This is a genomic window from Streptomyces lasiicapitis (assembly GCF_014646335.1).
GTDB lineage: Bacteria > Actinomycetota > Actinomycetes > Streptomycetales > Streptomycetaceae > Streptomyces > Streptomyces lasiicapitis.
Map to the genome: position 1 here is coordinate 49772 of NZ_BMNG01000021.1, position 13013 is coordinate 62784.

A 13013-nucleotide genomic window follows, 5' to 3' on the forward strand; every position below is an offset into this window, starting at 1 on the left:
AAGCCCCGCAGGGCCGCCCTAGTCCGCCAAGTTCACGGAACGCGCCGAAGCCGCCCCGATCTCCTCCGCCAGCTCCGCCAGGACCGGCTGCGGCACCGTGTCGTCGACGGTGAGGACGGCAAGCGCCTCGCCCCCGACGTCGGCCCGAGCGACCTGCATCCCGGCGATGTTGATCCCGGCCTCACCGAGGACGCGCCCGACGGTGCCGACGACGCCGGGCCGGTCGGCGTACCGAAGGACGACCATGTGGTCGGCGAGCGCGAGATCGACGTCGTAGTCGCCGACGGCCACGATCTTCTGGTGGTTCTTGGGCCCGGCGAGCGTGCCGGACACGGCGATCTCCTCGCCGTCGCCGAGCGTGCCGCGCACGGTGACCACGTTGCGGTGGTCGGGCGACTCGGAGGAGGTGGTGAGCCGCACCTCTACGCCGCGCTCCTGCGCGAAGAGGGGGGCGTTGACGTACGACACCGTCTCGTCGACGACGTCCTCGAACACGCCCTTCAGGGCGGACAGTTCGAGCACCTTCACGTCGTGCTGGGTGATCTCGCCGTACACCTCGACGTCGAGCCGCGCGGCGACCTCGCCCGCGAGCGCGGTGAAGATCCGGCCGAGCTTCTCGGCGAGCGGCAGGCCGGGGCGTACGTCCTCGGCGATGACGCCGCCCTGGACGTTCACCGCGTCCGGCACCAGCTCACCGGCGAGCGCGAGGCGCACCGACTTGGCGACGGAGATGCCCGCCTTCTCCTGGGCCTCGTCGGTGGAGGCACCGAGGTGCGGGGTGCAGACGACCTGGTCGAGCTCGAAGAGCGGGGAGTCGGTGCACGGCTCCTTCGCGTAGACGTCGAGGCCGGCGCCGGCGACGCGGCCTTCCTTGAGCGCCGAGTACAGCGCCTCCTCGTCGACGATGCCGCCGCGCGCGGCGTTGACGATGCGCACGGACGGCTTGACCTTGTGCAGCGCGTCGTCGCCGATGAGGCCGAGGGTCTCGGGGGTCTTCGGCAGGTGCACGGTGATGAAGTCGGAGACTTCGAGGAGCTCGTCGAGCGAGAGGACCTTCACGCCCATCTGTGCGGCGCGCGCGGGCTGCACATAGGGGTCGTACGCGACGACCTTCATGCCGAAGGCGCTCATGCGCTGTGCGACGAGCGCGCCGATGCGGCCGAGGCCGACGACGCCGAGCGTCTTCTCGGCGAGCTCCACGCCGGTGTACTTGGAGCGCTTCCACTCGCCGTTCTTCAGGGCCGTGTTGGCCTGCGGGATGTTGCGCGCGGTGGCGACGATCAGGCCGCAGGCGAGCTCGGCCGCGGTGACGATGTTCGACGTCGGGGCGTTGACGACCATCACGCCGGCCTTGGTGGCGGCGGACACGTCGACGTTGTCGAGGCCGACGCCCGCGCGGGCGACGACCTTCAGCTTGGGCGCGGCGGCGACGGCCTCGGCGTCGACCTTGGTCGCGGAGCGGACCAGGATCGCGTCGGCGTCGGCGACGGCGGGCAGCAGCTCGGCGCGGTCCGCGCCGTTGCAGTGCCGGATCTCGAAGTCCGGGCCCAGGGCGTCGACGGTGGCGGGCGACAGCTCTTCAGCGATGAGTACGACCGGTTTGCCGTTGGCAGCAGTGCTCACGTGAGTCCTCACAAGTCCCAATGCGGACGGCCGTCCCGACGGCCGCAGGCGGTGGAGGTGGCTAGCCGCGAAGACGCACGACGCTGTGGGCCTGACGCGAATGTGGTTTGCAGTGTAGTGGCGCGTCCGGGGGCCTCATGCGCCTCACTGGAAGGATCACCCGGACGTGGCTGTCCACTCCGGACAACGACGGGGCCGGGGCTCTCGCCCCGGCCCCGTCGGCCGTGCTACTTGTCCTCGTCGACCCAGGACATGAGCTTGCGCAGCTCCTTGCCCGTGGTCTCCAGGAGGCTGTTCTCGTCCCGCGTCTTGTACTCGTTGTACTTCTTCAGGCCGCCGTGGTACTCGTCCATCCACTGCTGGGCGAACGTGCCGTCCTGGATCTCGGCGAGGACCTTCTTCATCTCGGCCTTGGTGGCGTCGGTGATGATGCGCGGGCCCGTCACGTAGTCGCCCCACTCGGCGGTCTCGGAGACCGACCAGCGCATCTTCTCCAGGCCGCCCTCGTACATGAGGTCCACGATGAGCTTCAGCTCGTGCAGGCACTCGAAGTAGGCGATCTCCGGCTGGTAGCCCGCCTCGACCAGGGTCTCGAAGCCGGCCTTGACCAGCGCGGCCGTACCGCCGCAGAGGACGGCCTGCTCGCCGAAGAGGTCGGTCTCGGTCTCCTCGGTGAAGGTCGTCTTGATGACGCCCGCGCGGGTGCCGCCGATGCCCTTGGCGTACGACAGGGCCAGCTCGAAGCCCTTGCCGGTGGCGTCCTGCTCGACCGCCGCGATGCACGGGACGCCGCGGCCCTCTTCGTACTGGCGGCGCACGAGGTGGCCCGGGCCCTTGGGGGCGACCATGGCGACGTCCACGCCGGCCGGGGGCTTGATGAAGCCGAAGCGGATGTTCAGGCCGTGGCCGAAGAACAGCGCGTCGCCGTCCTTCAGGTTGTCCTTGATGGACTCCTCGTACACCTGGGCCTGGATGGGGTCCGGGACCAGGATCATGATGACGTCGGCTTCCTTGGTGGCCTCCGCGGGCGTGACCACGCGCAGGCCCTGCTCCTCGGCCTTCGCCCTGGACTTGGAGCCCTCGTGCAGGCCGACCCGCACGTCCACACCGGAGTCGCGCAGCGAGAGGGCGTGGGCGTGACCCTGGCTGCCGTAACCGATGACCGCGACCTTGCGGCCCTGGATGATGGACAGGTCGGCGTCGGCGTCGTAGAACAGCTCGGCCACTGGAAATCTCCTATGTGTGCTGGTGTTGCGTCCCACCGTACGGCGGGCTGGGTGAGGGAAGTTGTCGGGTCTCGCTATCCGGAACCAACGCCCTGCGCGCGGGAGCGTTGCGGTCTCCCGCGCACAGGGGAAGTCTCGCGGAGGGCGCTAGAGCGCGGCTACGCGGACCGGTCGAGCGCGCGCAGGCTGCGGTCCGTGATGGAGCGCGAGCCGCGGCCGATCGCGATGGTGCCGGACTGCACCAGCTCCTTGATGCCGAAGGGTTCGAGCATCTTGAGCATGGCTTCCAGCTTGTCGCTGCTGCCGGTGGCCTCGATGGTGACCGCCTCCGGGGAGACGTCCACGGTCTTGGCGCGGAACAGCTGGACGATCTCGACGATCTGCGAGCGGGTCTCGTTGTCGGCGCGCACCTTGGCGAGGACCAGCTCGCGCTGCACGGCCGCACCCGGCTCGAGTTCGACGATCTTCAGGACGTTGACCAGCTTGTTGAGCTGCTTGGTGACCTGTTCGAGCGGCAGGTCCTCGACATTCACGACAATGGTGATGCGGGAGATGTCGGGGTGCTCGGTGACGCCGACGGCGAGGGAGTCGATGTTGAAGCCGCGGCGGGAGAAGAGTGCGGCGATCCTTGCCAGGATGCCGGGGGTGTTCTCGACGAGGACCGAGAGCGTGTGCTTGGACATGGGAGTCATGGCGGGTCGTACCTCTCCTGGGCTCTCAGTCGTCTTCGTTGTCGCCGAAGTCGGGGCGCACGCCCCTGGCTGCCATGACCTCGTCGTTGGAGGTGCCGGCGGCGACCATCGGCCAGACCTGGGCGTCCTCGTGGACGATGAAGTCGATGACGACGGGCCGGTCGTTGATGGAGTTGGCCTCCTCGATCACCTTGTCGAGGTCGGCCGGGGTCTCGCAGCGGATCGCGTGGCAGCCCATCGCCTCGGACAGCTTGACGAAGTCCGGGATGCGGGTGCCCGCGCCCGCGGCGCCGGCGGATCCGTCGGCGTTCGGGCCGCTGTGCAGCACGGTGTTGGAGTAGCGCTGGTTGTAGAACAGCGTCTGCCACTGGCGGACCATGCCGAGGGCGCCGTTGTTGATGATGGCGACCTTGACCGGGATGTTGTTCAGGGCGCAGGTGGTCAGTTCCTGATTGGTCATCTGGAAGCAGCCGTCGCCGTCGATCGCCCAGACCGTGCGGTCGGGCATGCCTGCCTTCGCGCCCATCGCGGCCGGGACCGCGTAGCCCATCGTTCCGGCGCCGCCGGAGTTGAGCCAGGTGGCGGGCTGCTCGTACTGGATGAAGTGCGCCGCCCACATCTGGTGCTGGCCGACGCCCGCCGCGAAGATCGTGCCCTCGGGCGCCAGTTGACCGATGCGCTCGATGACCTGCTGCGGTGACAGGGAGCCGTCGTCGGGCTGTCCGTAGCCGAGCGGGTAGGCCTCGCGCCAGCGGTTGAGGTCGGCCCACCAGGCGGTGTAGTCGCCGGTGTGCCCGGCCGTGTGCTCGGCCTGGATGGCCTGGACGAGGTCGGCGATGACCTCGCGGGCGTCGCCCACGATCGGGACGTCGGCGACGCGGTTCTTGCCGATCTCGGCCGGGTCGATGTCGGCGTGCACGACCTTGGCGTACGGGGCGAAGCTGTCCAGCTTGCCGGTGACGCGGTCGTCGAAACGGGCTCCGAGGGCGACGATCAGGTCGGCCTTCTGCAGCGCGGTGACGGCGGTGACCGCACCGTGCATGCCCGGCATTCCCACGTGCAGCGGGTGGCTGTCGGGGAATGCGCCCAGCGCCATGAGGGTGGTGGTAACGGGCGCTGACGTGAGTTCGGCGAGGACCTTCAGCTCGGCGGTGGCCCCGGCCTTGATGACGCCGCCGCCGACGTAGAGCACCGGCCGCTTGGCGGCGGTGATCAGCTTGGCGGCCTCGCGGATCTGCTTGGCGTGCGGCTTGGTCACCGGGCGGTAGCCCGGCAGTTCCTGCTGCGGCGGCCAGCTGAACGTGGTGCGCGCCTGCAGGGCGTCCTTGGCGATGTCGACCAGGACCGGGCCCGGGCGGCCCGTGGAGGCGATGTGGAAGGCCTCCGCGATGGTGCGCGGGATGTCCTCGGCCTTGGTGACCAGGAAGTTGTGCTTGGTGATCGGCATCGTGATGCCGACGATGTCCGCCTCCTGGAAGGCGTCCGTGCCGATCGCCTTGGAGGCCACCTGGCCGGTGATCGCGACCAGCGGGACGGAGTCCATGTGGGCGTCCGCGATGGGCGTGACCAGGTTGGTGGCGCCGGGGCCGCTGGTCGCCATGCAGACGCCGACCTTGCCGGTGGCCTGCGCGTATCCGGTGGCCGCGTGGCCGGCGCCCTGCTCGTGCCGGACCAGGATGTGACGGACCCGGGTGGAGTCCATCATCGGGTCGTACGCGGGGAGGATCGCGCCTCCGGGAATGCCGAATACCGTGTCGGCCCCGACTTCCTCGAGAGAACGGATGAGCGACTGGGCGCCCGTGACGTTCTCGACGGAGGCGGACTGCTGTCCTGAGGATCGGGGCCGCGGCTGCGGATGGGCCCCGGTGGCCTGCTCGGTCATCGGCATTCTCTTCTCGAAGCTGAGGGTTTAGGCGGGGTCTCGCGGGGGGTTTTGCCAGGGTTTGGCAGGTGCCAGTGCAACAAAAAACCCCTCGTGCCGTGGGGCAAGCGAGGGGAGCGCGCCGGGTGCGGGTCGCTGGGTCTCCGGTGTCCGGACCGGGGCGTCCCAGCTTCAGCCGACGCGCTTTCCAAGTACGAGAATTCGGGTGCGCATGGCTCTGACCCTCCCCCTGGCGCGCTACACCTGTCAAGTAGGTGGGACGGGCGTCTCATTATGTGAGCGGCCATAGGAGGCGGATCCAGCCGCGTACGCCGCACCCGTCCCACCGAAGGGTGTCGTAGGCCCGCCGAACGGCGTCGCGGACTCGCCGTACGCCGCGGAGGCGGCCTTGAAGGCGGGCGCGCCCTCTCCGTAGACAGCGGGCTCGGCCGTCGGGCCGCCCACACAGACCGGCTCGACAGGGCCGAGCGGCACGGGATACTCGCCCGCCGCCAGGGCCCTGCGCAGGCGGTATTCGTCGAGCGGGCCGGAGAAGGCCATGCCCTGACCATGGGTGCAGCCCATCGCGCGCAGGGCGATGACCTGCTCGGGCAGGTCGACGCCCTCGGCGACGGAGCACAGGCCGAGGTCGCCCGCGATCCGCAGCAGCCCGGCGGTGATCTTGTGCAGCCGCGCGGACTCCACGACGCCCTCGACGAGCCCCCGGTCCAGCTTCAGTACGTCGACGGGAAGCCTGCGAAGTGCGGTGATGGCCGCACTGCCGCTGCCGAATCCGTCGAGCGCGATGCGGACGCCCAGGCGGCGCAAAGCAGCCAGTCGGCGCTCCAGGTCGTCGAGGGAGACGCGAGGGTCGCTGTCCGCGAGCTCCACCACGAGTCCACCGGACGGCAGCCCATGCCGAGTGAGGAGCGCCTCCACGGAGCCGAGCGGCATCGAGCGGTCCACGAGGCGGCGGGCGCTGACCCGGACGCAGACGGGCACCGCGTGACCCGTCTGGGCGCGCTCGGCGGCGTGCTCCACGGCTTCTTCGAGGAGCCAGCGGCCGAGCTCGGCGGCGCGGTCGCCGCCGTCGGCGGTGCGCAGGAACTCGGCGGGTGTGAAGAGGATGCCCTGGGCCGAGCGCCAGCGCGCCTGCGCCGCGACGGAGGTGACGCGGCCGGTCTCCAGGGACACCACGGGCTGGTGGAGCAGCACGAACTCGCCGTCGTGCAGGGCGCTGCGCAGCCGCGTGGCCATCTCGGCCTTGCGCGCCACGTCGGCCTGCATCTGGGGTGCGTACATCTCGACGCGGCCCTTGCCCGCGGCCTTGGCGCGGTACATCGCGAGGTCGGCGTTGCGCAGCAACTCGCCCGCTCCGACGCCCGGTTCGGCGAAGGCTACGCCGATGGACGCGGCGACCCGGACGTCGTTGCCGTCGATGTCGTAGGGCTGGGAGAGCCGGACTCTCAGGCGGTCGGCGAGCTCGAAGATGTGCTTCTCGCGCGCGAGCTGGTCGCGGGTGCCGTCGCCGACGATCAGGGCGGCGAACTCGTCGCCGCCGAGCCGGGACGCGGTGTCCGAGGCGCGGACGGCCTCCTGGAGCCGCTGGGCGGACTGCACGAGCAGGGCGTCGCCCGCCTGGTGGCCGATCGTGTCGTTGACGGCCTTGAAGCCGTCGAGGTCGATGAAGAGGACTGCGGTGCCCCGGTCGGTGACTCTGCGACCGCCGAGCGCGGATGCGACTCGGCGGGTGAAGAGTGCCCGGTTGGGCAGGTCGGTGAGCGGATCGTGCTCGGCGTTGTGCTGCAACTGCGCCTGCAGGCGCACGCGTTCGGTGACGTCACGGCTGTTGAAGATGAGGCCGCCGTGGTGACGGTTGACCGTGGACTCCACGTTCAGCCACTCGCCGCAGCCGGACTTGAAGCGGCATTCGATGCGGGTGGTCGGCTCCTCCACGGGGTTGGCGGCGAGGAAGCGGCGCACTTCGTGGACGACGCGGCCGAGGTCCTCCGGGTGGATGAGGGTGGCCAGTTCGGAGCCGACCAGTTCGTCGGCCTCGCGGCCGTAGACACCGGCGGCGGCCGGGCTGACGTATCTCAGGATGCCGCTCGGCGCGGCGATCATGATGACGTCGCTGGACCCCTGCACGAGGGACCTGAAGTGGTTCTCCTTCTGGGCCAGTTCCTGGGTGAGCGTGATGTTGTCGAGCAGCATGATGCCCTGGCGCACGACGAGCGCGAGGACGACCGTGCCCGCGGTGAACAGCACCACCTCGTCGACGCTTCTGCCGTTGAGGACGTTGTAGAGGATCCCCAGGGTGCAGACGGCCGCGGCCAGGTAGGGCGTGAGCGCGGCGAGCGATCCGGCGATGGGGCGGGTGGTCGCGTACCTCCCGCGCCCTTCGCCGCGCTCGCCGGGCCGTTCGTCGCGGTCGGCCCGTTCGTCGTGTTCGCGGGCGCGTACGTCGGTGAAGCGGGCCCTGCCGTACGTCCGCTGCGCCGCGGGTGCCGGGAGCTCGTCGGCGCGGGCGTGCCAGGGCGCGGCCCAGGGGGCGTACGCGAGCAGCAGGGAGCCCGCGAACCAGCCCGCGTCGAGGAGCTGGCCCGAGCGGTAACTGGCGTGCAGCAGCGGCGAGGTGAACAGCGCGTCGCACATCACCGTGAGGGCGAGCGCGCCGATGGCGGTGTTCACGGCCGTGCGGTTGGCCGAGGACCTTCTGAAGTGCAGCGCGAGGACCATGCTGACGAGCGCGATGTCCAGGAGCGGATACGCGAGCGACAGCGCGGCGTGCGCGACGCTGGGGCCCTCGAACTGCGCGTTGTGCGCGAGGGCGAGGCTCCAGGAGAGCGTGAGCAGGGAGCCGCCGATGAGCCAGGCGTCAAGGCCGAGGCAGACCCAGCCGGCCCGGGTGACGGGCCGCTTGGCGAGCACGAGCAGGCCGATGATGGCGGGCGGCGCGAAGCACAGGAAGAACAGGTCCGCGATGCCCCGGTCCGGCACGGGCACCTGCAGGACGACCTCGTACCACCCCCAGACGCCGTTGCCGCAGGCCGCCATCGCGGAGGAGAGCGCGAAGAGCAGCCATGCGGGTCGAAAGCGGCTGCGGCGCGTGCGGGAGTACCGGAAGCAGGAGACGGCGGCGGCCGCGGCGGCGGCGCTGAGCCCGAAGTCGCCCATGATCAGGGAGAGTCGGTGCGAGCCCCAGCCGAGCGCGGACCCGGTGGCATATCCCCCGCAGACCAGCAGCAGGACGACCTGCGAGAGCAGTCCGGCGCCACCGCCGGAGGCCGGGCGGCGCCGGGCCGTCGGCGCGCCCTGCGGCGGCATGGGCGACCCGAGCCTGCCCTCCAGGACCGTCGCGGAGGCCGACTGCCCGCTCATCTGCCCGCTCCGCTCCGTGCGGCGGCACCCCTGCCCGGGGCGCGGCAGAGCGGGCGCACCGTACGAAAGTCGTTGATCCGCCGGGTCGTTCGGCGTGGATGCGCGCACGGCGGCGTCGTACGCGGCAAGCTGGTGCGGGTTCGGTTCACGCGGGTTGGGCTCATGCGGGTTGGGCTCGTGCGCAGGAGTCGGTGGCGCCGGGCGGTGTGCCGGCGTCTGCTGGCTGGTGTGCGCGAGAGTCGCAGGCGGTGGTCCCGCCGCGTCGGATCGTTCGCCCATAGGCCGTGCATCGCCCGTCGCCCCCCTCGCGTTTCTGTTGCTCACATCCCCCGCGCCGAACGGTGCACGGCGCAGCCCCTGTCGGGACGATACACCAGTCTCGTCACTCAGGGACAGGGTCGCTCTACTCTCCGTGACTGCCAGCGTCAATGCGGACACGCGGCGCACGCGGGCGGCTGCGGAGCGTGTGGATTCCGGGGCTGCCTGCTTCTGCGCCCCTCGTCCAGGTCGGCGTCTAGGACGTCGTCAGGACGACGTTGACGAGCGGCTCCCCGGCGGCGTAACGGTTCACCTGGCCCGAGAGCAGGCGCTTGGCGCGCGGCAGGAACGCGGACGTGGGTCCGCCCACGTGCGGGCTGATGAGCACGCCAGGGGCCTGCCACAGCGGATGTCCGGCGGGCAGCGGCTCCGGGTCGGTGACGTCCAGGGCGGCGGTGAGGCGACCGCTCTCCAGCTCGGCCAGGAGCGCCTTGGTGTCCACGACGGGACCGCGCGAGACGTTCACCAGCAGGGCTCCGTCCTTCATGCGCCCCAGGAAGTCCGCGTTCACGAGACCGCGCGTGGAGGTGGTGAGCGGGGTGGAGAGGATCACGACGTCGGCATCGGCGAGAAGTCGAGGCAGTTCGGAGAGCGGATGCACAAGACCGCGCTCCGTGGTGCGCTCGGAGCGCGCGACGCGCGCCACCCGCGCACATTCAAAACCCGCGAGCCGGTCCTCGATCGCGGAGCCGATCGCTCCGTACCCCACGATGAGCACGGACTTGTCGGCGAGCGCCGGATTGAACCCCTGACGCCACTCCTGTACCCGCTGCCCCTCCACAAAACGCGGAATGCCCCGCAGGGAGGCGAGCGTCAGCGTCAGGGCGAGCTCGGCGGTGCTGGCCTCGTGCACGCCGCGCGCATTGCACAACTGAACACCTGGAGCGAGCCGTTCGACCGCGGGGAGCACGTGGTCGACTCCCGCTGTCAGGGTCTGTACGACGCGCAGCGACGTCATCGCGGACAGCGGGCGTGCGCAGACTTCGGGGTCGATCATGTAGGGGACCCCGTAGAAGACACAGTCGGCGGGGTCGCCGGGATAGTCGCCGCCGTTCCAGTATCGGTAGGTGAGGCCTCCTTCGGAGGGCGCGGGCAGGCCCTCGATCTCGGTCGCGTCCACGGGCAGCCATACGTCGGTTGTCATGGTCAGGAGGCTAATGCGCACAGGCCGCACGCGGCGCGCCCCGGCGCAGAGGTTACGTTGGGGGCCGCCGGTACGAAGATCACCGGACAGGGGAGGGTACGGCCAGGTGGAGCGCAGGACGATCGGCGCCGGGGCGCTCGGTGTGGGTGCCGTCGGACTCGGCTGCATGCCGATGAGCTGGGCGTACACCGGCTCGCAGCAGCGGGGCGAGGACTCGATGCGGACCGTGCGCGCGGCGCTCGACGAGGGGTCGTCGCTGCTCGACACGGCCGACATGTACGGGCCGTTCACCAACGAGCTGCTGATCGGGCGGGTGCTCAAGGAGCGGCGGGCCGAGGCCTTCGTGTCGACGAAGTGCGGGCTGCTCGTCGGCGAGCAGCACATCGTCGCCAACGGCCGCCCCGGCTATGTGAAGCGGGCCTGCGACGCCTCGCTGCGGCGGCTCCAGACGGACACCATCGACCTCTACCAGCTGCACCGCGCCGACCCCGAGGTGCCCGTCGAGGAGACGTGGGGCGCGATGGCCGACCTGGTGACGGCGGGCAAGGTGCGGGCGCTCGGGCTGTGCGCGGTGGGGGCGCGGGCGAGCCGCAGGGCGGGGGCGGGCGTGGGGCTGCACGACGCCACGATCCGCCAGCTGGAGCGGGTCCAGCAGGTCTTCCCGGTGGCGGCGGTGCAGGCCGAGCTGTCGGTGTGGTCGCAGGAGGCGCTGGACTCGCTGCTGCCGTGGTGCGCGGCGCGCGGGGTCGGCCTGCTCGCGGCGATGCCGCTGGGGAACGGTTTCCTCACCGGCACCCTGACCCCCGGCCAGGGCTTCGAGCCCGACGACGTACGGGCCCGGCACCCCCGCTTCACCGCCGAGATGATGGCGGCCAACCAGCCCCTGGTGGTGGGCCTGCGCCGGATCGCCGAACGGCACGACGCGACGCCCGCACAGGTGGCACTCGCCTGGGTCCTCGCACAGGGCCCGCAGGTGGTGCCGGTGCCGGGCGCCAAGCGGGAGCGGTGGGCGCGGGAGAACGCGGGGGCGGCGGGGGTGCGGCTGACGCCGGAGGACCTGGCGGTCATCGCGGCGCTGCCGCCGGCGCGGGGGTCGTGGGACTGAGTTCGGCGGCCGGCAGGACGGGATGGCCACCGGCTCGGCCGGGTGGGTCCCGTGGAGGTGGTCGGAATTGGGGCGCGGTGGTGGGGAACCTTGGGGGTGGCTGCGGTGTATGAACAGTAGGAGTGCCGCGTCGAAGGGATCCTGATCGTGCTGTCTGCCCAACGTTCCGCTGTTACGGCCGTGTTGGCCGCTGCCGCGCTGCTGCTCGCGACGGGGTGCTCGTCCGACGACGACGGCGACCCGGGAGGCGACAAGAGCGCGGAGTCGAGCTCCGCCGAGACGGGCGGCGCCTCGCCCTCGGGCGACGGCGCCGACGCACCGCCGGAGAAGGGCTCCGCCGAGGTCACCAAGACCCTCGCGACGGGACTGAAGTCCCCCTGGGGCCTCGCCCCGCTGCCGGGCGGCGACCTGCTCGTGTCCTCGCGCGACGAGGGCACGATCACCCGGGTCGACGGCGAGAGCGGCGAGAAGACGCAGGTCGGCACGGTCCCCGGCGTCGCCGCCGAGGGCGAGGGCGGCCTGATGGGCCTCGCCCTCTCCCCGACGTACGCGTCGGACCACCAGGTGTACGCGTATTTCACGACCGACTCCGACAACCGGATCGCCCGCATGCTGTACGACGAGAAGAAGCCCTCGGGTCAGCAACTGGGCGCTCCCGACACGGTGTTCAAGGGCATCCCGAAGGGCGTGATCCACAACGGCGGCCGGATCGCGTTCGGCCCGGACAAGATGTTGTACGCGGGCACCGGCGAGACGGGCGAGACGGACCTCGCCCAGGACAAGAAGTCCCTCGGCGGCAAGATCCTCCGCCTCACCCCGGACGGCGAGCCGGCCCCGGGCAACCCGTTCGCCGACTCCCCGGTGTATTCGTACGGCCACCGCAACGTCCAGGGCCTGGACTGGGACGAGGACAAGCGCCTGTGGGCCTCGGAGTTCGGCCAGGACACCTGGGACGAGCTGAACGAGATCAAGGCGGGCGACAACTACGGCTGGCCGGAGGTCGAGGGCAAGGGCGACGGGGGCGACGGCTTCCATGCGCCGGTGGCCGAGTGGAAGACGTCCGAGGCATCCCCGAGCGGAGTGGCCTATGCGAAGGGCTCGGTCTGGATGGCGGGCCTGCGCGGGCAGCGGCTGTGGCGGATCCCGGTGCGGGGCGTGGCGGGCGAGCCGAAGACGGAGGCGTTCCTCACGGAGAAGCACGGCCGGCTGCGCACCGTGGTCGCGGCGGGCGGCGACAAGCTGTGGCTCGTGACGAGCGAGACGGACTCGCGGGGCACGCCCGAGAAGGGCGACGACAAGATCCTTGAGGTGCGGGTGAAGTAGGGGTGTGGGTGAAGCAGGAGTAGCGGCTTCCGTCAGTCGCGGGGCGCGGCTCCGGGCTCGGCCTCGTCCCCGGGGTCCGCACCGTCCCCGGAATCCGCGGCGGCCTGCTTGGGCACCCGCACGACGACGGTGCCCGAGGACAGGTCGATGGGCCCGCGGCCGGGGTCTCCGTCGTCGACGTCGACCCGGGAGAGCTCAAGGCGCTTGTTCTCGTCGTCCGTGTGCTTGCGCCCCGGAGAGAAGAGCTGTTCGAACACGTTGAACACTGCGCCTCCAAGGACCGGACGGGTGGTCCTCTTTCCAGCGTAAGCGAGGGCGCGGGCATTCCCCGGGGCTCGGG

General features: G+C 71.0%; 9 protein-coding genes. 2 read left to right on the forward strand and 7 right to left on the reverse strand.

Annotated elements, in window-relative coordinates:
- Window positions 1-18 precede the first annotated feature (18 nt).
- From serA to IEY91_RS36655, 6 genes are all read right to left on the reverse strand, one after another.
- The gene (gene serA / locus IEY91_RS36630) at window positions 19-1623 is read right to left on the reverse strand and encodes a phosphoglycerate dehydrogenase (protein ID WP_189177236.1); all 1605 of its coding nucleotides are present in this window, start codon (window positions 1621-1623) and stop codon (window positions 19-21) included.
- A 227-nt stretch (window positions 1624-1850) separates the two neighbouring features.
- Window positions 1851-2849 (reverse strand): ketol-acid reductoisomerase, encoded by a 999-nt coding sequence (ilvC, locus tag IEY91_RS36635; RefSeq protein WP_164320283.1) that lies wholly within the window; start codon window positions 2847-2849, stop codon window positions 1851-1853.
- 158 nt (window positions 2850-3007) lie between these two features.
- The gene (gene ilvN / locus IEY91_RS36640; RefSeq protein WP_016642044.1) at window positions 3008-3532 is read right to left on the reverse strand and encodes an acetolactate synthase small subunit; all 525 of its coding nucleotides are present in this window, start codon (window positions 3530-3532) and stop codon (window positions 3008-3010) included.
- 34 nt (window positions 3533-3566) lie between these two features.
- A complete protein-coding gene (locus IEY91_RS36645; protein WP_189177237.1) occupies window positions 3567-5429 on the reverse strand; it encodes an acetolactate synthase large subunit in 1863 nt (620 codons plus the stop codon).
- Between the two features lie 240 nt (window positions 5430-5669).
- Window positions 5670-8783, reverse strand: a complete 3114-nt coding sequence (locus IEY91_RS36650; protein ID WP_189177238.1) for a putative bifunctional diguanylate cyclase/phosphodiesterase — start codon at window positions 8781-8783, stop codon at window positions 5670-5672.
- 514 nt (window positions 8784-9297) lie between these two features.
- On the reverse strand, window positions 9298-10245 hold the full coding sequence (locus tag IEY91_RS36655) for a 2-hydroxyacid dehydrogenase (protein WP_164320292.1): 948 nt from the start codon (window positions 10243-10245) through the stop codon (window positions 9298-9300).
- A gap of 106 nt (window positions 10246-10351) precedes the next feature.
- Between IEY91_RS36655 and IEY91_RS36660 the strand changes: the two genes are divergently transcribed.
- Together IEY91_RS36660 and IEY91_RS36665 are read left to right on the forward strand one after the other, a co-directional pair.
- On the forward strand, window positions 10352-11350 hold the full coding sequence (locus tag IEY91_RS36660) for an aldo/keto reductase (RefSeq protein WP_189177239.1): 999 nt from the start codon (window positions 10352-10354) through the stop codon (window positions 11348-11350).
- A gap of 150 nt (window positions 11351-11500) precedes the next feature.
- The gene (locus tag IEY91_RS36665; protein WP_164328168.1) at window positions 11501-12673 is read left to right on the forward strand and encodes a PQQ-dependent sugar dehydrogenase; all 1173 of its coding nucleotides are present in this window, start codon (window positions 11501-11503) and stop codon (window positions 12671-12673) included.
- 32 nt (window positions 12674-12705) lie between these two features.
- Here the strand turns inward: IEY91_RS36665 and IEY91_RS36670 are convergent, their stop codons facing one another.
- Entirely contained in the window at window positions 12706-12939 is a 234-nt protein-coding gene (locus IEY91_RS36670) for a DUF6191 domain-containing protein (RefSeq protein ID WP_164320297.1), read from the reverse strand.
- Between the last annotated feature and the right edge of the window lie 74 nt (window positions 12940-13013).

What these genes read in the sequence shown, in the direction of transcription:
- ilvN (WP_016642044.1), bottom strand. Translation starts at nt 3,532, where the DNA reads ATGTCCAAGCACACGCTCTCGGTCCTCGTCGAGAACACCCCCGGCATC.
- IEY91_RS36645 (WP_189177237.1), bottom strand. Translation starts at nt 5,429, where the DNA reads ATGCCGATGACCGAGCAGGCCACCGGGGCCCATCCGCAGCCGCGGCCC.
- IEY91_RS36650 (WP_189177238.1), bottom strand. Translation starts at nt 8,783, where the DNA reads ATGAGCGGGCAGTCGGCCTCCGCGACGGTCCTGGAGGGCAGGCTCGGG.
- IEY91_RS36655 (WP_164320292.1), bottom strand. Translation starts at nt 10,245, where the DNA reads ATGACAACCGACGTATGGCTGCCCGTGGACGCGACCGAGATCGAGGGC.